The sequence below is a fragment of the Mumia sp. ZJ1417 genome (assembly GCF_014127285.1).
Lineage (GTDB): Bacteria > Actinomycetota > Actinomycetes > Propionibacteriales > Nocardioidaceae > Mumia.
Map to the genome: position 1 here is coordinate 2,797,988 of NZ_CP059901.1, position 20,280 is coordinate 2,818,267.

Here is a 20,280-nt window from a genome sequence, read left to right on the forward strand (position 1 = left end):
GTCAGACTCCGCCGGTGAGCGTGAGCCCGCCGTCGACGACGATGTTCTGGCCGGTGAGCCAGCCGGAGTCGTCCGACAGCAGGAACGCGACCACGGAGGCGATGTCGTCGGGGACGCCGAGACGCTTCATCGGGTACGCCGACGCGACCTCTTCCTCGCGCCCCTCGTACAGCGCCGTGGCGAACTTCGTCTTGACCACCGCCGGTGCGACGGCGTTGACTCGCACCGACGGGCCGAGCTCGACCGCGAGCTCCTCGGTGACGTGGATGAGCATCGCCTTGCTGGCCCCGTAGAACCCGATGCCGGGCGCGGGCTTGATGCCGGCCACCGACGCGAGGTTGACGACGGTGCCGCCGTGCTCGTCCATCCAGGTGTGGAACACCTTCTGGGTCCACGCGAGCGCGCTGAGGACGTTGACGGCGAAGATCTTGTGCGCCGCCGCGAGGTCGATGTCGATCATCCGGCCGTACACAGGGTTGATCCCCGTGTTGTTGACCAGGTGGTCGACGGACCCGAACGCCTCGACCGTCCGTGCGACCGCCTCGTCCTGGTGGTCAGGGTCGTCGCCCTTGCCCGCGACGCCGATCGCGACCTCCGGGCCGCCGAGGTGGACCACGGCCTCCTGGAGCGCCTCGTCGTTGCGGGCCGTGATGCAGACGCGGGCCCCTTCGTCGACGAGGCGCTGGGCGATGCCGAGGCCGATGCCGCGGCTCGCGCCGGTGATGATCGCGGTGCGGCCCTCGAACCGCTTCGCGCCGCCGCCGGTCACGAGAGACGCTCGATGACCATGGCCATGCCCATGCCGCCGCCCACGCACATCGATTCGACACCGAACTGCTTGTCGTGCCACTGCAGCGAGTTGATCAGCGTCGCGGTGATGCGGGCGCCGGTCATGCCGAACGGGTGACCGACGGCGATCGCGCCGCCGTTCACGTTGAGCTTGTCCTCGGGGATGCCGAGCTGCTGCGCGGAGCCGAGCGACTGCACGGCGAACGCCTCGTTGATCTCGAACAGGTCGATGTCGCCGAGCGACATGCCCGCGTGCTTGAGCGCCTGCGGGATCGCCTCGACCGGACCGAGGCCCATGATCTCGGGCGACAGGCCGGTCACGCCGGTCGACACGATGCGTGCGAGCGGGGTCAGGCCGAGGTCCTTGGCCTTCTGGTCGCTCATGATGACGAGCGCGGCCGCGCCGTCGTTGAGCGGGCACGCGTTGCCGGCGGTGACGGTGCCGTCAGGGCGGAAGACCGGCTTGAGCTGCGAAACGGCCTCGTACGTGGTGCCCGCGCGCGGGCCGTCGTCGGCGGTGACCTGCGTGCCGTCGGCGAGCGTGACGGGCGTGATCTCACGCGCCCAGAAGCCCTCGTTGATGCGCTGCTCGGCGAGGTTCTGGCTGCGGACGGCAAAGCGATCCTGCTCCTCGCGGCTCATGCCGAGCACCTGCGCGACGTTCTCCGCGGTCTGGCCCATCGCGATGTAGACGTCAGGGAGGTGGTCGTCCTGGCGCGGGTCGGCCCACTTCTGCCCGCCCTGCGCGAGGGACTCGGTCCGCTGCATGGCGTCGGTGAAGACCGGGTTGGTGATCTGCTGGCCGGGGATCGCGTCGCTGTTGCCCTTGACGAAGCGGCTGACCGTCTCGACGCCGGCGGAGATGTAGGCGTCGCCCTCACCGGCCTTGATCGCGTGGAACGCCATGCGCGTGGTCTGCAGGCTCGACGAGCAGTAGCGCGTCACGGTCGTCCCGGGGAGGAAGTCGTAGCCGAGCAGGACCGACACGACACGGCCCATGTTCATGCCCTGCTCACCGCCGGGCAGACCGCAGCCGAGGATGAGGTCGTTGATGTCACGCGGGTCCAGCTCGGGCACCTTGTCGAGAGCGGCGCGCACCATCTGGGCAGAGAGGTCGTCCGGACGCATGTCCTTGAGCGAGCCCTTGAACGCGCGACCGATGGGCGATCGCGCGGTGGAGACGATGACGGCTTCTGTCATGAGCTTTCCTTCTGGTTCGACGAGCGGACTGGCGGCGAGGTCCCGAGAAAGTGTGGCGTGGTGAGCGGCTGCTCCGACAGGGTCAGAGACCGAGGTCGCGACCGATGAGCTCCTTCATGATCTCGTTGGAGCCGGCCCAGATCTTGGTCACGCGGGCGTCGCGCCAGGCACGGGCGACGCGGTACTCGTTCATGAACCCGTACCCGCCGTGCAGCTGGACGCAGTGGTCCAGCACCTCGTTCTGGACCTGGGAGGTCAGCCACTTCACCTTGGCTGCGTCGATCGCGGTGAGCTCGCGCCGGGTGTGGGCGAGCACGGCCGCATCGACGTACGCCTCCACCGACTCGATCCGGGTGACGAGCTCGGCGAAGAGGAACTTGTTGTGCTGGAAGGACCCGATCGGCTGCGCGAACGCGTGCCGCTCCTTCGCGTACGCGATCGTCTCGAGCAGGATCTGCTTGGCGTGGGCGACGTTGGAGACGGCGCACGTCAGCCGCTCCTGTGGGAGGCGCTCCATCATCGCGATGAAGCCGCGGTCGACCTCGCCGATGACCTGCGCGTCACTGACCCGGACGTCGGAGAAGAACAGCTCGGCAGTGTCAGACTCGCTCTGGCCGACCTTGTCGAGCTTGCGGCCGCGGGTGAAGCCATCCATGCCGGTCTCGACCGCGAAGAGCGTGATGCCCTTGGCGCCCTTCTCGGGGCTCGTACGGGCGGCGACGACCACGAGGTCGGCCGACCAGCCGTTGGTGATGAAGGTCTTGGAGCCGTTGATGACCCACTCGTCGCCGTCGCGCACGGCGGTGGTCTTGAGGGCGGCAAGGTCGGACCCGCCCGACGGCTCGGTCATCGCGATCGCGGTGAGCAGCTCGCCGGTCACGAACCTGGGGAGCCAGCGCTCCTTCTGCTCATCCGTGGTCAGCTCGATGAGGTACGGGGCGACGATGTCGGAGTGGATGCCGGTGCACGACGGCAGCGCGGCGTTGACCTTCGACAGCTCCTCGGCGAGCACCGCGTTGAAGCGGAAGTCCTGCGCGCCGGCCCCGCCGAACGCCTCGGGAACCTCGAGCCCGAGCAGCCCCTGCTTGCCGGCCTCGAGCCAGTACGCACGTGGGAGACCCTTGTTGTCGGCGTACTGCTCGACGTGCGGCAGCACGCTACGCTCGACGAACGCGGCGACGGACGCACGGAACGCCTCGTGGTCCTCGTCGAAGATGGCTCGCTTCATGGGAGTGCCTCCGGGTGACAGGTCGCGATCACCTAGAGTGTACTAAGCGCTCGCTTAGCGTGGAGGAGGGTCCCCACCCTCCGCTGGTTCGTCGTGCAGGAGAGGCCCATGACCGAGGTACCCGCCCGTCAGCGGTTGATGGACGCCGCCGTCGAGGCCTTCGCCGACCGCGGCTTCCACGCCACGACCACCCGCGACATCTCCACGCGGGCCGGCATGAGCCCCGCCGCGCTCTACGTGCACCACGCCTCGAAAGAGGAGCTGCTGTACGAGATCAGCTCGGACGGCCACCGCTCGACGCGTGACATGCTCGCCATCGCCTACGCCTCGACCGCCGACCCGGTCGAGCGCCTGGCCGAGATGCAGTACGAGTTCACCAAGTGGCACGCCGTGCACAGCCGCAAGGCCCGCGTCGTCCAGTACGAGTTCTCAGCACTGTCCCCGGAGCACCGTCGCGAGGTCGCGGGCTACCGGCGCGACATCGAGCGCATCTATCGCGACGCCGTCGCCGAGGGCGTCGACAAGGGGGTCTTCGAGGTCGACGACGTGCCCGGCACCGCGCTGGCGCTGATCTCGATGGCGATCGACCTCGTCCGCTGGTACCAGCCGGACGGACCCCGCACCCCCGACTCCGTCGCACGCCTGTACGCCGAGCTGGCGCTGCGCGCGGTCGGCGCCCGTACGGCCTGACCGAAGGGCTCCACCAGACAGGCGAACGGCCGCCCTGAAGCCGGCGGGACTCCAGGACGGCCGCGTAAGCGTCTCGTACGCGCCGATGTCAGCGCGTCGACGAGGTCACTGGGCGAGGACGGCCTCACCGGTGATGGCGATGCTGATCTTGTCGCCGATCATGACCTTGTCACCCTCGAGCGGGATGTTGAAGTCGATGCCGAAGTCCTTGCGGCTGATCACCGTCGTGGCCTCGACACCCACACGGGTGCCGCCCCACGGGTCCTTGCCCTCGCCGAGGAACTCGACCGCGAGCTCGACCGAGCGCGTCACGTCCTTGATGGTGAGGTCGCCGGTCACGACGAACTCGGTGTCGGACTTCTCGACGACACCGGTCGAGGTGAACGTCATGGTGGGGTGGTTCTCGACTGAGAAGAAGTCGGCCGAACGCAGGTGCGCGTCGCGATCAGGAGTGCCGGTGTTGATCGAGCTCAGGTCGATCGTCGCGGTGGCAGTCGACTCGGTGATCTCGGGCGCGGTGGTGATGCTGCCCTCGAACTTCTCGAACTTGCCACGCACCTTGCTCATGAGGTGGCGGACGGTGAACCCGATCTCCGTGTGCGTGGGATCGAAGTTCCAGGTGCCTGCGGTGATCTGTGCCATGTCGATGTGTGCCCTTCGGGTGTCGTGCGGGATCCTTGTGGTCGAGGTGTCGGCATCCCCGTAAGTTGTTGCGGTTTAAACCAACGAGCCTCACTGTATCCACAACTAATTGAATCCACAACTATTCCCTGGGTACACTTCTGCTCATGACCTCGACCACGCAGGCTTCCCCCGAGACACGCTGGCTCGACGACCGTCAGCAGGCGCTCTGGCGGTCGTTCCTGGGCGGCTCGACGGTGTTCTTCGACCAGCTCGACCGCGATCTGCGACGCGAGCACGACCTCTCGATGCCCGAGTACGAGATCCTCGTCCGCCTCTCCGAGGCCGACGACTGGACGCTCCGGATGGCCGAGGTCGCCGACAAGGTCGCCCACTCCCGGAGCCGCATCACGCACACCGTCGCCCGCCTCGAGCGCGCCGGTCTCGTCGAGCGCCGCTCGTGCGCCTCCGACGGGCGCGGCGTCAACGCCCAGCTCACGGAGGCCGGCATGGAGCGGCTGCGCGAGGCTGCCCACACCCATGTCGGCGGCGTGCGCCGCTACCTCCTCGACAACACGACCGACGAGGAGTTCGCCGTGGTCGGGCGGGTCTTCGAGCGCATCCTCACCGATCTCGGAGGCTCGCGCTTCTAGGCACCCTCTTCGACGTACGACCCGACATGAGGACCCGACGTTTCACCCCGCATATGGGGGGCTAACGTCGGGTCCTTTTGTCGGGTCGTACGTCCACCCGGGCGCGTGGCCGAAACCGGACGTGATGGTTGACCTCTGCACACATATGTTGCGAAGGTCACAGTGAAACGATTCAACCGCCCGGCTCTGCTTCGTCTATGCACACGCGCCGAAGGGATCCCGCTCGATGAACACACGTCTGTTCAAGCTCGCGGTCGCACTCACGACCGCCACCTTCCTCCTCCCGCTCGCACCCGCCCAGGCCTCGCCGCCGGGCGAGGTCCGCCCCCACGCCCTCGCGACCGACCACCAGACCCGGCCCCTCGGGGTCGGTGAACGACTCCCTGCCTTCGGATGGCAGCTGACCGCGCACGAGCGCGCGCAGTCGCAGTCCGCGTACCGCGTCCTGGTCGCCTCGAGCCCGGCCCTCCTCGCCCGCGGCAAGGGCGACGTCTGGGACTCGGGCAAGGTCGACTCGTCCGAGTCGCAGCAGGTCCCGTACGGCGGCCCGCAGCTCGAGTCCCGTACGCGCTATCACTGGAAGGTGATGGCGTGGGACATCACCGGCCACGCCGGGCGCTGGAGCTCGCCGACGTGGTTCGAGACCGGCCTCCTGGACGCCTCGGACTGGTCCGCGCAGTGGATCGCGCACGACACCGACCTCCCGCTGCCGACCTCGAACTCGCAGCAGAACTCCCCCGCCGCACTCCGTACGGGCAAGACCCTCGGCCAGTCCGTCACCACGGACCGTCCGTTCGACCGCATCGGCGGAAGCTTCCCGACCTGGGGCACGTCCGACTCAGACTTCACCCTCACCCTGCGCCGCGGCGGGCCCGATGGCGAGACCGTCGCCGAGCACCGGTTCGTCGACCACGCCGACAACAGCTGGGCCGAGCTCGAGCTCGAGAGCCCCGCGGAGCCCGGCGACTACTACCTCGAGATGTCCCAGCTTGAAGGCCAGGCGGGGTGGTGGAGCCACACCGACGACGTCTTCACCGAGGGCCAGGCCTTTGCGGACGGCGCACCGGCGACCGGTGACCGGACCATCCGCTGGAACCCGACGACCGAGGCCAAGGCCGAGCTCACCTCGCAGCTCCGTACGACGTTCACCGCGGACAAGCGCGTGAAGTCGGCGCGGCTGTACTCGACGGCGCTCGGCATCTACGACCTCCAGCTCAACGGCCGCGAGGTCTCCGAGGACCGTTGGGCCCCGGGCTGGACCGACTACGCCAAGCGCACGCCCTACCAGACCTATGACGTCACAGCGCTGGTGAAGCAGGGCGCGAACGCGCTCGGCGCGCGCCTCTCGACCGGCTGGTACGCCGGCAAGATCGCGATCTACGGCCCGAACCTGTACGGCAAGCTGCCTGGTCTGCTCAGCCAGCTCGAGATCACCTACACCGACGGGACGACTGAGCGCGTCGTCGTCTCCGACACTTCGTGGAAGAGCACCGCCGGCCCGGTCACCCACGCGGACATCCTTGACGGCGAGGAGTACGACGCCCGCCTCGAGACGCCTGGCTGGACCCGCACCGGGTTCGACGACCGCTCCTGGGCCCCGGTCGTCGAGAAGACCGACGTCGAGACCGCACTCGTCGCGCAGTCCGCTCCCCCGGTCACCGTCACGCAGGAGATGCCCGTCCAGAAGATCACCGAGCCGACATCCGGCGCGTACGTCCTCGACCTCGGTCAGAACATGGTCGGCACGGTCGCACTCACCCTGCGTGGCCTCGCCGAAGGACAGAAGGTCCGCCTGCGCTACGGCGAGGAGATCAATCCCGACGGGACGCTCTACACGGAGAACATGCGCAGTGCCCGGGTCATCGACTACTACACGGCCCGCGGCGACCGCGTCGAGGCGTACGAGCCCCGCTACACGTTCCACGGCTTCCGCTACGTCGAGATCACCGGGCTGTCCGACAAGCCGAGCAAGCGTGACCTGGTCGGCAAGGTGCTCGGCACCGACGCACCGCTGACCGGTCACTTCGAGACGTCCGACCCGATGCTCAACCAGCTCCAGAGCAACATCGTGTGGTCGCAGCGCGGCAACTTCCTGAGCGTGCCCACCGACTGCCCGCAGCGCGACGAGCGGATGGGCTGGACCGGCGACATCAACGTGTTCGCCCCGACGGCCGCGTTCAACATGGACGTCTCCACGTTCCTCGGCGACAAGTGGCTGCAGGACCTGCGAGACGCGCAGCGTCCCGACGGCGCGGTCACGGACGTCGTCCCGTACGTGCCTGTGGTCGGCGCCGGCAACGCCGGCTGGGGCGACGCGGCGGTCACCGTGCCGTACACCGTCTGGCAGACGTACGGCGACACCGCCGTGATCGAGGAGAGCTACGCCTCGATGACGGCGTGGATCGACTACCTCGAGAAGAACAGCGACGACCTCATCCGCCCGGATGCCGGGTACGGCGACTGGCTGAACCTCGACGACAACACGCCGCGCGACCTGATCGGCACCGCGTACTTCGCGCACGTCACCGCACTCCTGTCCCAGATGGCCGACGCGATCGGCAAGGACGCCGACGCCGACCGCTATGCCGATCTGGCCGCCGAGGTGCGGGACGCGTTCATCGAGCGGTACGTCGGTGACGACGGCGCGCTCCCGGGTGACGCCCAGGCCGGCTACGTCCTCGCCCTGTCCTTCGGGCTGGTCCCGGACGCGCTCGTCGACGACGCCGCCGACCGCCTGGTCGCCAACCTGGAGCGGCACGACTGGCACCTGGCGACCGGCTTCCTCGGCACGCCGGACCTGCTCCCGGTGCTCACCAAGACCGGCCACACCGACGTGGCGTACAAGCTGATCAACCAGAAGACCTACCCGTCGTGGGGCTACGAGGTCGAGAACGGCGCCACGACGATCTGGGAGCGCTGGAACTCGATCATGCCTGACGGCAGCTTCGGCGACGTCAGCATGAACTCCTTCAACCACTACGCCTACGGCGCGGTCGGCAACTGGATGTACCAGACGATCGGCGGCATCGCGCCCGATCCCGAGCAGCCCGGCTACCGGCACTTCACGGTCGCCCCGCAGCCTGGCGGCGGGCTCGACCACGCCGACGCGCGGTTCGAGTCCGGGTACGGCGAGATCCGCTCGCAGTGGGCGCGCAAGAACGGCCGCCTGACGATGACGGTGACGGTGCCGGTCAACACCACCGCCACCGTCACCATCCCGGGCTCGCGCGTCCGCGCGGTGACCGAGAGCGGCCGGCCCGTCACGAAGGCCGCCGGCGTCAGCGACGTCCGCGTCGAGGGCGACGCCGTCGTCGCCGAGCTGGGCTCTGGCACCTACCGCTTCACCGTGAAGGAGGACGCATGACCCGGCGATCCACGGCCTGGCGCCGTCGCACGCGCACGGCGGCTGCCGCTCTCGCGGTCGTCGCGCTGACCCTCGGGCTGACCAGCGCGTCGAGCGCGACCGACCGCACACCCAGCTCACCCGCCTGGGACGACGCCACCGGTCGTCTCGACCCGGCGGCGTTCGCCGACCCGCCGTCCACGAGTCGGCCGCACGCGTTCTGGTTCTGGAACGGCAAGCTGACCGAGGCCGAGCTCGAGCGCCAGCTCGACGAGATGCAGGACAACGGCGTGGAGGAGTTCTTCATCCACCCGCGCCAGGGCCTCGGCGGCGAGTTCGGCAAGACCGAGAACACGTACTACCTGTCGACCGACTACTTCGACACGGTCGGCTTCGTCCTCAAGGAGGCCCGCAGCCGCAAGATGAAGGCGTGGTTGTACGACGACCTCAACTGGCCGAGCGGGTTCGCCGGCGGCCGTACGGTCCGCGGCGGCGACGTGGACGGACGCACGATCGAGGCCGATCCGTCGTACGTCCCGTGGTATCTCTCCCCCAGCGCCACCGAGGTGGCCGGTGGGACGACGTACGACGCTGAGGTTCCCGGCCGCAGCGACGGGTCCGACACCCCGCAGCCGGAGCTGGTGGCCACCCTGGCGGCACGCAAGTCCGGCGACGGGGCGTGCGCGACGAACGGTGAGGCGCGCGGCGTCCGCCTCGACGGCGCGTCCACCATCGAGCTGACCGACCAGATCAAGGACGGCCGTCTGACGTGGAAGGCGCCTGCCGGCGACTGGTGCGTCGTGCACCTCGTCCAGCGGCCGCTGGAGAACTACCACCCCGACCTCGAGCCGGACGAGCCGTACGTCGACATGCTCAACCCGGACGTGACCGAGAAGTTCATCGACATCACGCACGAGACGTACTACGAGCGCTTCGGCCGCCACTTCGGGTCGACGATCCCGGGCATCTTCAACGACGAGCCGGGCTTCTACAACAACTTCCCGGACAACCGCGGCGGGCTCGACTCACGCGGCTCGATCCCGTGGACGCCGGGGTTCCGGGCGTACCTCGCGGACAACGCGGGCTACGACCTGACACAGGATCTGCTCGGGATCTGGTACGACGTCGGCGCGACCACGACCAAGGCCCGCGTCGACTACTACGACGCTCTCTCCGACCGCTACAACGAGGCGCACACCAAGCCCCTCGCCGACTGGGCGGCCGAGCACGACATCGCACTGATCTCCAACCCGCTCGTGGAGGAGGACCTCGGTAGCCACAAGCTGATCGAGGGCGGGAGCTGGTTCGAGATGAGCCGGCACTACCAGCTGCCGGGCATGGACCTGATCAGCGGGCTCAACACCTCGGCGATCACGCCGAAGCTGAACTCCTCGGTCGCCCACCTGTTCGACCGCAAGCGCAACCTCGCGGAGACGTTCGGCGCGTTCGGCTGGGACCTCACGATGGAGGAGATGAAGCGGACCGTCGCATGGGAGGCCGCAGGTGGCGTGGACCTCATCGACAACCACGCGTTCTACTACTCGACCGACGGCGAGCGCGCGGCGGAGTCCCCGCCGAGCCAGTTCTTCCAGAACACGTTCTGGCCCCGTTTCTCCCAGTACGCCGAGATGGTGGGCCGGCTCACCGAGCCCGCACGCGGCGCGACGGCCATGAACCCGGTCGGCGTGCTTTATCCGAGCTCGTCGATCATGGCGACGGGGACGCCGTGGGACGTCCGCGGGTTCGCGGGCAATGGTCCCGACCTTGGGCCGGTCGACGACTCGTGGACGGGCACGTCGAACGACCTGCTGCGCGCGCAGCTGGACTTCGACTACCTCGACGAGCTGGCGCTGGCCGGCGACGAGGACCTGGGTGTGGACGTGAAGGTACGCGACGGCGAGCTGGCACTGCACAAGCAGCGCTGGCAGGCGGTGGTCCTCCCCCGTACGACCGTGCTGTCGCTCGAGTCCGTACGGACTCTCGAGCGGTTGGTCGCCGACGGTGGCACCGTGGTCGCCGTCGACGGCCTGGCGACACGCGAGGCGTCCGGCCGTGACGCGGCGCTCCAGCGTCGTCTGACCGCGCTGTTCGGCACCGATCCGGCAGCGCCGGTCGCCTCGACCAAGAAGCACCGTCGCGGCGGGCTCGCGGCCTACCTGCCCGACCGCAGCACACTTGCCGAGGTCGTCAGCGCACGGGTGACACCGGGCGTCACGCTCGACGCCGCACCGGACCTGCGTGTGCGGCATGTGAAGCGCAAGGCCGACGACGCGTTCCTCGTGGTGAACCTGTCCGGGGACGAGGTCCGGACGACGGCACGATTCGACGTCGCCGGCACGCCCGAGAACTGGGACCCCGAGACCGGGGAGACCCAGGTCGCGCCGGTGTTCCGTCGCGACGGCGACCAGACGGTCGTCCCGCTGACGATGGAGCCGTACGAGGCACGGTGGGTCACCTTCCGACCCGGGGCGCACCCGAAGGGGAAGGTCGCGCACCTCACGGCGACCAACGCCCAGGCGGAGGACGTCACGTTCACCAAGGGCACCCTGCGGACGACGCTGGTGGCCGACCGGCCGGGCGAGGTCTATGCCCGCAGCGAGTACCGCGGGCGCGAGTACGGGGCGGTGACGACGGTCGACGACCCGCTGGAGGCGCTGTCCCTCGGCGGTGACTGGCAGTTCCGGTTCGACCAGGACGGCGCGCAGTCGGTGACGCGTCCGCTCGGGTCCTGGACGGACCTGGACCGCGACTACTCGGGATCGGGCACCTACACCAAGACGTTCACGATCCCTGACGGGTTCCGCGCGGACGACCGGCGGCTGCAGCTCGACCTGGGTCGCGTGCGCGAGCTGGCCGAGGTGACGGTCAACGGCCGTACGGCGGGTTCGGTCGACTGGTCGCCGTACACCGTCGACGTCACCGACCTGCTGCGCGACGGCAAGAACGTGATCGAGGTGCGCGTCACCAACGCGTCAGCCAACGCGGTCGACGGGAGTGCTGCGCCGTCCGGCCTGCTCGGACCCGTGGCGCTGCGCCCGCAGAAGGTCGTCGACCTCGCCCTCACCCAGGGCACTCAGGTGACGTCGCTCGACCTCGCTGTCGAGCCTGGCTCGGCATCGGTCATTCCCGGCCGGCCGGCCCGGTTCACCGCGACAGTGAGCGGGATCGCCCCCGACGACCTGACCGCGACGCTGAGCACCGCCGTTCCGGAGGGGTGGACCGTCGACCCCGCGACCGTCGAGATCACCGAGCCGTCGTCCGGCACGCAGGTCCGCACCAGCGTGGACGTGCTCGTCACGCCTCCGTCCGACGCGGACGAAGGCACGGTGCCAGTGACGCTCACGCTGGCGGGTCCGGACGGACGCACCGTCGCACGCACCGTCCACGTCACGGTCGTGCACTCCTTCGCCGCGTGGGAGTTCGAGATCGACGGCGAGACGGAGGGCTGGTCCGCGGCGAACCAGATCGAGGGGCTGGCGGCGTCCGGTGGCGCGCTCCGGTTCTCGTCGACCGGCGGCGACCCGTTCCTCGTGGGACCGCAGGTGTCAGTCCCGCTGGCCGACGGTGCCGTGGTCGAGGTCGAAATGTCGTCGACTGCCGGGGGCGGCGGACAGCTGTTCTGGGCGACGACCGACGGCGGCTTCGCCGAGTCGCGCAGTGGACGGTTCTCCGTCGAGTCGGGCGGGACGAGGACCTACCGGATCGTCATCCCGCGTCAGGACGCCTCGCTGACGCAGCTGCGACTCGATCCGCTCACCGGCACCGGTGACCTCGTGGTCGACGCGATCAGGGTCCTCCCGAGCTGACCCAGGGCGAGGCAGGAACGACGGTGCCTCCCGACCGATGTCTGGTCGGGAGGCACCGTCGTTTCTGAACCGTCCGTCAGTCGCGCGTGAGGCGACGGTAGGTCAGGGCGTGCGGACGCGCTGCGTCCGGCCCGAGGCGCTCGACCTTGTTGGCCTCGTAGTCGGCGAAGTTGCCCTCGTACCAGTACCAGTTGGATTGGTCGTCGGCGTCGCCCTCCCACGCGAGGATGTGGGTCGCCACGCGGTCGAGGAACCACCGGTCGTGGGAGATCACCACGGCACAGCCCGGGAACTCGAGCAGCGCGTCCTCCAAGGACTGCAGGGTCTCGACGTCCAGGTCGTTCGTCGGCTCGTCGAGCAGCAGCAGGTTGCCGCCCATCTTGAGCGTCAGCGCCAGGTTGAGGCGGTTGCGCTCACCACCGGACAGGATGCCGGCGCGCTTCTGCTGGTCGGGGCCCTTGAAGCCGAACGACGCGACGTAGGCGCGGCTGGGCATCTCGAAGTTGGCGACCTTGATGTGGTCGAGCCCGTCGGAGACGACCTCCCAGACGTTCTTGGAGGGGTCGATGCCGCCTCGCGACTGGTCGACGTACGAGATCTTGACCGTGCTGCCAACCGTCAGGCTGCCCGCATCAGGCTCCTCCTCCCCCACGATCATCTTGAACAGCGTGGTCTTGCCGACGCCGTTCGGACCGACGATGCCGACGATGCCGGCGCGCGGGAGCGAGAAGTTGAGGTCGCTGATGAGCGTACGGTCGCCGAACCCCTTGGTCAGGTTCTTCGCGTCGAGGACGACGTCGCCCAGGCGCGGGCCCGCCGGGATGTTGATCTCCGACAGGTCGACCGAGCGGCGACGCTCCGCCTCGGCGGCCAGTTCCTCGTAGCGCGCCAGACGGGACTTGCTCTTGGCCTGGCGGGCCTTGGGGTTGGAGCGGACCCACTCGAGCTCGCGCTCCAGGATCTTCTGACGCTTGGCGTCCTTCTTGCCCTCGACGACGAGGCGCTGCTGCTTGGTGTCGAGGTAGGTCGAGTAGTTGCCCTCGTACGGGTGGGTCTTGCCGCGGTCGAGCTCGAGGATCCACTGCGCCACGTTGTCAAGGAAGTAGCGATCGTGGGTCACGGCGAGCACGGCACCGGGGTACTTCGCGAGGTGCTGCTCCAGCCACAGCACGCTCTCGGCGTCCAGGTGGTTGGTGGGCTCGTCGAGCAGCAGCAGGTCGGGCTGCTGGAGGAGCAGCTTGCACAGCGCGACGCGGCGACGCTCACCGCCCGAGAGCGGGTCGACGATCGCGTCCGGGGGCGGGCACCGCAGGGCGTCCATGGCCTGCTCGAGCCGCGAGTCGAGGTCCCACGCGTTGGCGTGGTCGAGATCAGTCTGGAGCTCGCCCATCTCGGCCAGCAGGGAGTCGTAGTCGGCATCGGGGCTGGCAAGCTCTTCGCTGATCGCGTTGAACCTGTCGAGCTTGCCCTTGATGTCGGCGACGGCCTCCTCGACGTTCTCGAGGACGGTCTTGCCCTCGGTCAGTGGCGGCTCCTGGAGGAGGATGCCGACGGTCGCGTCGGGGTCCTTGTAGGTGTCGCCGTTGTTCGGCTGCTCCATGCCGGCCATCAGCTTGAGGAGCGTCGACTTGCCGGTGCCGTTCGGGCCGACGACGCCGATCTTGGCGCCGTGCAGGAACGACAACGTCACGTTGTCGAGAACGACCTTGTCGCCCAGCGCCTTGCGGACGTTGTGCAGGGTGAAAACGTAATCAGCCATGGTGGGTCAAGCCTAGGCGCTCGACCACAGCATGCGTGAATCGGACGCCCTGACCGCCCCCGGACCGCCCCCGACCGCCCGCCTCAGACCGCGACGGGCTCCGCACGCGCTCCGGGTGCCGGGGCGGTGTGGCTGCTCTCGAACTCCGCGACCGCCTCACCGTCTGATGACGCCTGCTCCTGCACTGCTGCCGGCTCGTTGCGCGTGAACGTCGACGTGCCGCGGTTGAGGTCGTGGCACACCGCGGTGGCCTCGAGGACATCTCGCTGATGCTGCTCGCGGGTGTCCTTGTCCTCCCAGGTGTGGCTGCGCAGGCGTCCGATCACCACGACCGGATCGCCGGTCTTGAGGGAGGCGGCGACGTTCTGCGCGAGCGTGCGGCTGGCCTTGACGGTGATCCAGACCGTCTCCAGGTCACGCCAGCGGCCCTGCTGGCGGTCGAAGAAGCGCGGGGTGGAACCGACCCTGAACATCGCCCACCCGAAGCCCTTGCTCTCCCGGTAGTCGACCGGGGTGCCGAGGTTGCCGTACACGGTCATCTGGTTGTCGCTCATGACTTCTCCTGCTCGTCGGGGACACACACAGCGTGGGTCCCCAAGAGCCCTGTACGCACGACGTCCGGCCGCCCTGGGGACGGCCGGACGCTGTGGACGTACGAGGAGAAGGTCAGACGTTGCGGCCGAGCGCGGCAGCGATGCCGCGACGAGCCTGCTCGTACGCGGCGAGCTCGTGATCGACAGGCGCGAGCACCCGCTCACGCGTCACCTCGGCGATCGTCGCGCGCAGCCGGTCTTCGGCGCCATGGGCGCGTCGCGAAGCCGACGACTTCGCGGCGACCGTGGTCACCAGCGCCAAGAGCAGTCCGACGACGAGGCCGCCTCCGGCCAGGTAGGCAGGTAGCCACACCCCTGCCACCGTCGGCGCGGACGCCGAACCGGTCAGCTCGGCACCGGTGAGCGCGAGCATCCAGAGGAGGCCGGCGATCATGACGGCGAGCGCGGCCCACTGCACCAGCTTGACGAACGACCACCACGTCGGCGTCTTGTCGATGCCCAGCCCCGTACGGGCGATCGCGTCGTCCAGGACATCGGCGAGGTCGCGGTTGGGGACGACGACGGCACGGCGCATCGACTGCACCCACGACGGCGTGAGCCCGATCGCAGCCTTCTCGGCGACGTCGCGCACAGCGACGTCGACGGCCGGGCGCTGGACCCGCGCGGAGACGCCCTCGGCACCGAGGGCGTGCAACGCGGAACCGGGCCCGGACGACGTGCTCTTGGAGCGGCCGATCATGCGCAGCGGCGGCCAGGTGGTCGCCGAGACCGCGCGCGACACGAGCGACTTCTCGGCGGCGTCAGCGACCGCCGAGACGCCCGCCGCGTCGGCGAGGGTGTCCGCGAGCTGCGCACGGTCGGAGTCGGTCAGACCGAGCGCCGGCGCGTCGCCGCTGATCTGCTCGAACGCCTTGGCGAGGTGCTCGACATCGGCGCCCGTACGAAGGCCAGCAGCCTGCTTGTCGCGGATCCTGCGCACCAGCGCGCGCTTGAAGTCGTCGACGCCGTCGCCGCGCAGGGCAGACACGGCGATGACCGGGACTCCCGCCAGACCGTCCTCGGCGAGGAGTCGGCGGACGTCCTGGAGGGTGCCGTCCCACTGCTCCGGCGGGAGCTTGTCGATCTGGTTGAGGACGACCATCGTCACCTCGGCGTGCCGAGCGAGCGGGCGCAGGTAGCGCTCGTGGATGGCGGCGTCGGCGTACTTCTGCGGGTCGAGGACCCACACCAGCACGTCGGCGTACTTCACAAGGCGGTCGACCTCGAGGTGGTGCGCCACCTCGGTCGAGTCGTGGTCAGGGAGGTCCAGGAGGACGAGCCCGTCGAGGTTCGTGTCTTCTGGGACGAGGCCGAGCGGGCTGCCGAGCGACATCTGCTGGCGCTCGGGGATGCCGATCCACTCGAGCAGAGCACGGCCGCCGTCGTTGCCCCAGGCGACCGCCATCGCCCACGACGTCGTCGGACGGCGGACGCCGACCGCAGAGAGCTCGACGCCGGCGACGGCGTTGAACAGCGACGACTTGCCGGAGCCGGTCGCTCCAGCGAGGGCGACGACCGTACGGTCGCTGGCGAGGCGGAGGCGTGCGCTGGCGCGCTGGACGACCGCTGCCCCCTCCGCCACGAGTGCGGGGTCGAGGCGGCCTGCAGATGCTTCCACGGCGCGGGCGAGCCCGTCGACGCGTGCGGCGACGTCACCGCCGGTCGTGCTGAACAGCGGTGCGGGAGGGGTGTCAGTCACGTCAGTCCCAGTCCTCGGGGATCAGGTCGGTGTGCCGCGCGTCCTCTGCTGCGCGTGCAGCGGCTCGAATGCTATCGGCTGCAGCGGGTGCAGCGGCAGTGCGTGCGATCACGTCATAGAACCGCTGCCGCTCATCACGCAGGACGGCGCCCGCCCGGCGGAGAAGGTCCTCCTTGGCGAGCTCGACGAGACGCCGCGCTGTCGCGTCTCCGAACACGTCGAAGAGCAGCTCGCGGGCTATCGCAGCACCGGTGTTCGCCTCGTCCTCGCGGGGGGCGAGCTCGTTGACGACGCAGATGCCGAGGGTCACCGCGGACCCTGCCGTACCCAGCGCGAGGAACCGCGCGGTCATGCGGCGCTCGCCGCCCTCGGCGCGCACGATCTCGGTGCACGCCTCGATCCAGTCGGAGGAGATCCGCTCGGCTCGCGAGCGCAGGGTGCGGGTCGCACGGTCGAGCTCGCGGCCCGGCCCCTCGATCAGGCCGGAGCCCGCAGGGTTCTGCTCCCATGCCTGGTACGCCCCGTGGGCGCCGGCCTCAGCCTGCTCCAGGAGGAGGAGCTCGACGTTGTGCGCGAGGCTCTCGTGGACCTCGGCGACACGCGCGCGACGGCCGCGGACGCTATCCACGATGCGGTCACGGATCCGGCCGATGCGGTCGTCGGCGCCGCGCAGGAGGTCGCCCGACCCCGCGAAGTCGCGCCAACGCGCGGTCAGCTCGCCATGCATGAGCGTCCCGTCGGAGACGGCCTTGGCGAACGCCGCCTCGGCGCCGGTGTAGGCACGGTCGACGTCCTCGACCAGCGCGCTCAGCACCGCCCCCTGGTCGGCCACGGCGTCGGCGACGTCGAACGCACCGAACACGATCTTGCGCACCGCGCCGTCGAGGGTCTGGGTGACGATCGCGGAGCGGACCTCCGGGTCGGCAGCGAGGTCGTGGAGCCAGTTGAGGATCGGTGCGACCGAGCTCGGGGGCAGCAGCCCGTCATCGTCGACCTCGGTCTCGAGCACCGTGAACAGAGGCGAGTCCTTGAGGCCGCGCGCAGTCAGCATGCGTGCGAGGTGGCCGCGGACCTCGCCCATCGATGTGTCCGGCGTGCGGTCGAGGACGATGGCCACAGCCGCACTGCGGTCGGCCGCCTCACGCAGGTAGTCCCACGGGACCTGGTCGGCATAACGGGCGGCCGACGTCACGAACAGCCAGAGGTCGGCCGCCGCGAGCAGCTCGGTGGCGAGGCGGCGGTTCTCGGTCTCGATCGAGTCGACGTCGGGCGCGTCGAGGAGCGCGAGACCCTTGGGCACCGTGTGCGCGGCCACGAGCGTCAGCGAGCGGGTGTCATGGGACTGGGTCGTGGCGCGGGCCAGGTCGGGCAAGATCCGGTCGGGCTGGAACCAGTCGGCGTCAGCCGGATTGTGCACCAGCACGGCCGAGCGCGTGGTCGGCCGCAGGACGCCCGACTCGGTGACCCGACGGCCGATCAGCGAGTTGACCAGGGTCGACTTGCCGGCGCCGGTGGAGCCGCCGACGACCGTCAGGAGAGGGGCGTCGAGCTGCACCAGGCGCGGCAGCACGTAGTCGTCGAGCTGTGTCAGCAGCGCCCGCTGAGCCTCACGTCCGTCCGAAGCCCCGGGGATGTCCAGCCCGAGGGCAGCACCGCTCAGCTCGGTGCGCAGCTTGAGCAGCGCAGCGAGCAGAGTCGCAGTGGAGCCATCCGTCGACACTCGAACCTCCGGAGAAGGGGGGGACATGCCCGACCTCAGAGTAATGGAGAGCGGGGCGGATCACGCACCGGTGACCTCGCGGGATGTCCGAGACAGTGTCGGCGGTCACCTGCGGGGCTGCTGCGGGGGCCGACCGCCCGGGGGGTGCTGCCCTGGCGCGTTCGGTGGAATGTCGGGGCTGGACGGGGTGACAGGAGGGGCGGCGTAGGGCGCGCGGGGGCCGTACGGGGTGTTCATCGGGTATGACGACGGCGGCGGGACGGCTCCGTACGGAGGGTTGCCGTAGGCGCTCGGCCGCGCGTACGAGAAGCGCAGGGGCGGCGGCAGGACCACGTACGGGCGGAGCACCCGCATCTCCGAGAGGAACGCGTCGACGCGCTGCGGTGCCTGCGGCTTGGGCATCCGGTCCATGACGCCGGCATAGAGGTAGGCCATCGTGATGGCGTCGCGCTGATAGCGCTTGGTCGCCTTGGCCGAGATCTCGCCGCCGTGGAGCTTGGCGTGCTTGACGGCCTTGCGGCGATAGCTGAGCGAGGCGATGTAGGGGATCTCGTCGGCGACCAGCCAGCCGCGCCGGGCGATGTCGGTGAGGGCGCGGACGAGGTAGCGGCCCTGGTCACGCCGCGCGAGGACGGCGAGGACGATCGTGCCGGCCAGCAGCAGCCCGGTGAATCCGTACGCGAGGAGGAAGCCCGTCCCGCCGAGATAGCTGACGCCGCCGTTCCAGATGCCGTGCAGCAGCATGCTCCCGAGGAGCCCTGCAGCCCAGATCAGGCCACGCACCGCCGTGGAGCGCTGACGCACCGACAGTCCGACGGCGATGCCGAACGCGGCGGTGAACATCGGGTGGGCGAACGGGCTCATGATGCCCCGGAGCACGAACGTCACCGTCGTCGCCGCCGGGCCGTCGACGCCCGTCTCGTCGATGCCGCCATAGGCGCCTGCGTAGTAGACGACGTTCTCGACGAAGGCGAAGCCGAGGCCGACCAAACCGGCCAGGACGAGCCCGTCCACGAGACCGTCGATGACGCGGCGCATCCGCAGGAACGTGAGAACGAGGAACAGGCACTTCGCCGGCTCCTCGGTGACCGGCGCGATGAACGTCGCGAGCGCCGAGTCGGACAGGTCGAAGGTGTTCGAGATCAGGATCTGGGCCAGCAGCGCGATCGCGACCGAGACCACGCCGCCCCACACGACGGCAGCGAGCTTGTAGTGCCACGGCTCCGGTTCGTACCGGTCGAGCCAGAAGAAGCAGCCGAGCATCGCCGGCAGCGGCAGCACTGCGTAGAGGAGGCTCAGACCGCTGCCCGCGGCGTCCCCGCTGGTGATCGCGAAGAAGCAGACCCCTACGACGCCGATCGCGGCTGTGACGAACATCAGCACCATCAGCAGTGTGTGGCCGCGCTGCCACATGGGGTCGCGCAGCCGCGGCAGCGGCCCGGGCGGGACCGGCGCTGACGGAGAGTGCGGCGCGGATGCCGCCCACGGCTGGGACACACGAGAACCCTAGCGGCGTACGCAGACCAGTCCTGCGCCGCTAGGGTTGCCTGTGGGCGCCCGTAGCTCAGTTGGATAGAGCGGCGGCCTTCTAATCCGCGGGTCGGGGGTTCGAGTCCCTCCGGGCGCGCTCAGCTCTCCAGGACGGCGTCGAGGACGATCTCCGGCACCGAAGCCAGGGCCTTGCTGACCGGGCAGGCCTTCTTGGTCTCCTCGGCGACCTCTGCGAACTGCTCGGCGGTGAGCCCGTCGACCTTCGCGCGGACGGTGAGGACGATCTTCGAGATCAGCAGGCCGCCGTTGTCGCGATCGGGCCGCACGGTGACATCAGCCCGTACGGACGCCGACTGCGGCGTCCCCCCGGCGTTGGCGAGCCCGCCGGACAGCGCCATCGCGTAGCACGAGGCGTGCGCGGCCGCGATGAGCTCCTCAGGGCTGGTGCTCCCCTCGGCCTCGTCGGCGATGCGGCGAGGGAAGGACACGTCGAACGTGCCCGTCCCCGAGCTGTCGAGGGTGACGCGGCCCGTGCCGTCCTGCAGCCCTCCGGTCCACTGCGTCGTCGCGGTACGTGTCGCCATGGTGTCGCTCCCGTCGTCGTGTGCTCGAACCTCCACCGTAGAGACGTGAGGCCCCGTACGCATCATGCGTACGGGGCCTCGCGGGTGTCTCGGCAGGTCAGACG

14 protein-coding genes and 1 tRNA gene are annotated in these 20,280 nt (G+C 69.6%); 5 read left to right on the plus strand and 10 right to left on the minus strand.

What is annotated here, in order from left to right; genetic code table 11:
- Window position 1: 1 nt before the first annotated feature.
- The 3 genes from H4N58_RS13585 to H4N58_RS13595 form a co-directional block, all read right to left on the minus strand.
- Window positions 2–769 carry an SDR family oxidoreductase gene (locus H4N58_RS13585; RefSeq protein ID WP_167003926.1) on the minus strand — a complete coding sequence of 256 codons (768 nt, stop codon included), beginning with the start codon at window positions 767–769 and terminating at the stop codon, window positions 2–4.
- On the minus strand, window positions 766–1,989 hold the full coding sequence (locus tag H4N58_RS13590) for an acetyl-CoA C-acetyltransferase (protein ID WP_167250255.1): 1,224 nt from the start codon (window positions 1,987–1,989) through the stop codon (window positions 766–768). The genes H4N58_RS13585 and H4N58_RS13590 overlap by 4 nt, the downstream gene beginning before the upstream one ends.
- An 82-nt stretch (window positions 1,990–2,071) precedes the next feature.
- Window positions 2,072–3,217, minus strand: coding sequence for an acyl-CoA dehydrogenase family protein (locus tag H4N58_RS13595; RefSeq protein WP_167250253.1), 1,146 nt, complete (start codon window positions 3,215–3,217; stop codon window positions 2,072–2,074).
- Window positions 3,218–3,325: 108 nt separating this feature from the next.
- Between H4N58_RS13595 and H4N58_RS13600 the strand changes: the two genes are divergently transcribed.
- Window positions 3,326–3,907 carry a TetR/AcrR family transcriptional regulator gene (locus H4N58_RS13600; RefSeq protein ID WP_167003935.1) on the plus strand — a complete coding sequence of 194 codons (582 nt, stop codon included), beginning with the start codon at window positions 3,326–3,328 and terminating at the stop codon, window positions 3,905–3,907.
- Between the two features lie 105 nt (window positions 3,908–4,012).
- On the opposite strand, the gene H4N58_RS13605 is transcribed toward H4N58_RS13600, so the two are convergent.
- Window positions 4,013–4,549 carry a YceI family protein gene (locus tag H4N58_RS13605; RefSeq protein ID WP_182397098.1) on the minus strand — a complete coding sequence of 179 codons (537 nt, stop codon included), beginning with the start codon at window positions 4,547–4,549 and terminating at the stop codon, window positions 4,013–4,015.
- Between the two features lie 146 nt (window positions 4,550–4,695).
- On the opposite strand from H4N58_RS13605, the gene H4N58_RS13610 reads away from it, so the two are divergent.
- The 3 genes from H4N58_RS13610 to H4N58_RS13620 all read left to right on the plus strand — a co-directional run bounded on the left by H4N58_RS13610 (window position 4,696) and on the right by H4N58_RS13620 (window position 12,330).
- On the plus strand, window positions 4,696–5,181 hold the full coding sequence (locus H4N58_RS13610) for a MarR family winged helix-turn-helix transcriptional regulator (protein ID WP_167003938.1): 486 nt from the start codon (window positions 4,696–4,698) through the stop codon (window positions 5,179–5,181).
- Between the two features lie 226 nt (window positions 5,182–5,407).
- Window positions 5,408–8,545, plus strand: a complete 3,138-nt coding sequence (locus H4N58_RS13615) for a glycoside hydrolase family 78 protein (protein ID WP_167250251.1) — start codon at window positions 5,408–5,410, stop codon at window positions 8,543–8,545.
- On the plus strand, window positions 8,542–12,330 hold the full coding sequence (locus H4N58_RS13620; protein WP_167250249.1) for a glycosyl hydrolase: 3,789 nt from the start codon (window positions 8,542–8,544) through the stop codon (window positions 12,328–12,330). The genes H4N58_RS13615 and H4N58_RS13620 overlap by 4 nt, the downstream gene beginning before the upstream one ends.
- A 76-nt stretch (window positions 12,331–12,406) precedes the next feature.
- Here the strand turns inward: H4N58_RS13620 and ettA are convergent, their stop codons facing one another.
- From ettA to H4N58_RS13645, 5 genes are all read right to left on the minus strand, one after another.
- On the minus strand, window positions 12,407–14,089 hold the full coding sequence (ettA, locus tag H4N58_RS13625) for an energy-dependent translational throttle protein EttA (protein ID WP_167250247.1): 1,683 nt from the start codon (window positions 14,087–14,089) through the stop codon (window positions 12,407–12,409).
- A gap of 83 nt (window positions 14,090–14,172) precedes the next feature.
- A complete protein-coding gene (locus tag H4N58_RS13630) occupies window positions 14,173–14,643 on the minus strand; it encodes a single-stranded DNA-binding protein (protein ID WP_167003949.1) in 471 nt (156 codons plus the stop codon).
- Window positions 14,644–14,755: 112 nt separating this feature from the next.
- Window positions 14,756–16,381 carry a GTPase gene (locus tag H4N58_RS13635; RefSeq protein WP_167003952.1) on the minus strand — a complete coding sequence of 542 codons (1,626 nt, stop codon included), beginning with the start codon at window positions 16,379–16,381 and terminating at the stop codon, window positions 14,756–14,758.
- Window position 16,382: 1 nt separating this feature from the next.
- Window positions 16,383–18,101 (minus strand): dynamin family protein, encoded by a 1,719-nt coding sequence (locus H4N58_RS13640; RefSeq protein WP_255490659.1) that lies wholly within the window; start codon window positions 18,099–18,101, stop codon window positions 16,383–16,385.
- Between the two features lie 105 nt (window positions 18,102–18,206).
- Window positions 18,207–19,598, minus strand: coding sequence for a PrsW family intramembrane metalloprotease (locus tag H4N58_RS13645; RefSeq protein WP_167250245.1), 1,392 nt, complete (start codon window positions 19,596–19,598; stop codon window positions 18,207–18,209).
- A gap of 56 nt (window positions 19,599–19,654) precedes the next feature.
- On the opposite strand from H4N58_RS13645, the gene H4N58_RS13650 reads away from it, so the two are divergent.
- Window positions 19,655–19,728 (plus strand) — tRNA-Arg (locus H4N58_RS13650).
- Window position 19,729: 1 nt separating this feature from the next.
- On the opposite strand, the gene H4N58_RS13655 is transcribed toward H4N58_RS13650, so the two are convergent.
- Window positions 19,730–20,176 carry an OsmC family peroxiredoxin gene (locus H4N58_RS13655; protein ID WP_167003957.1) on the minus strand — a complete coding sequence of 149 codons (447 nt, stop codon included), beginning with the start codon at window positions 20,174–20,176 and terminating at the stop codon, window positions 19,730–19,732.
- Between the last annotated feature and the right edge of the window lie 104 nt (window positions 20,177–20,280).

Coding starts and splice junctions, on each gene's coding strand:
- H4N58_RS13590 (WP_167250255.1), bottom strand. CDS start 1,989: ATGACAGAAGCCGTCATCGTCTCCACCGCGCGATCGCCCATCGGTCGC.
- H4N58_RS13595 (WP_167250253.1), bottom strand. CDS start 3,217: ATGAAGCGAGCCATCTTCGACGAGGACCACGAGGCGTTCCGTGCGTCC.
- H4N58_RS13600 (WP_167003935.1), top strand. CDS start 3,326: ATGACCGAGGTACCCGCCCGTCAGCGGTTGATGGACGCCGCCGTCGAG.
- H4N58_RS13605 (WP_182397098.1), bottom strand. CDS start 4,549: ATGGCACAGATCACCGCAGGCACCTGGAACTTCGATCCCACGCACACG.
- H4N58_RS13610 (WP_167003938.1), top strand. CDS start 4,696: ATGACCTCGACCACGCAGGCTTCCCCCGAGACACGCTGGCTCGACGAC.
- H4N58_RS13615 (WP_167250251.1), top strand. CDS start 5,408: ATGAACACACGTCTGTTCAAGCTCGCGGTCGCACTCACGACCGCCACC.
- H4N58_RS13620 (WP_167250249.1), top strand. CDS start 8,542: ATGACCCGGCGATCCACGGCCTGGCGCCGTCGCACGCGCACGGCGGCT.
- ettA (WP_167250247.1), bottom strand. CDS start 14,089: ATGGCTGATTACGTTTTCACCCTGCACAACGTCCGCAAGGCGCTGGGC.
- H4N58_RS13630 (WP_167003949.1), bottom strand. CDS start 14,643: ATGAGCGACAACCAGATGACCGTGTACGGCAACCTCGGCACCCCGGTC.
- H4N58_RS13655 (WP_167003957.1), bottom strand. CDS start 20,176: ATGGCGACACGTACCGCGACGACGCAGTGGACCGGAGGGCTGCAGGAC.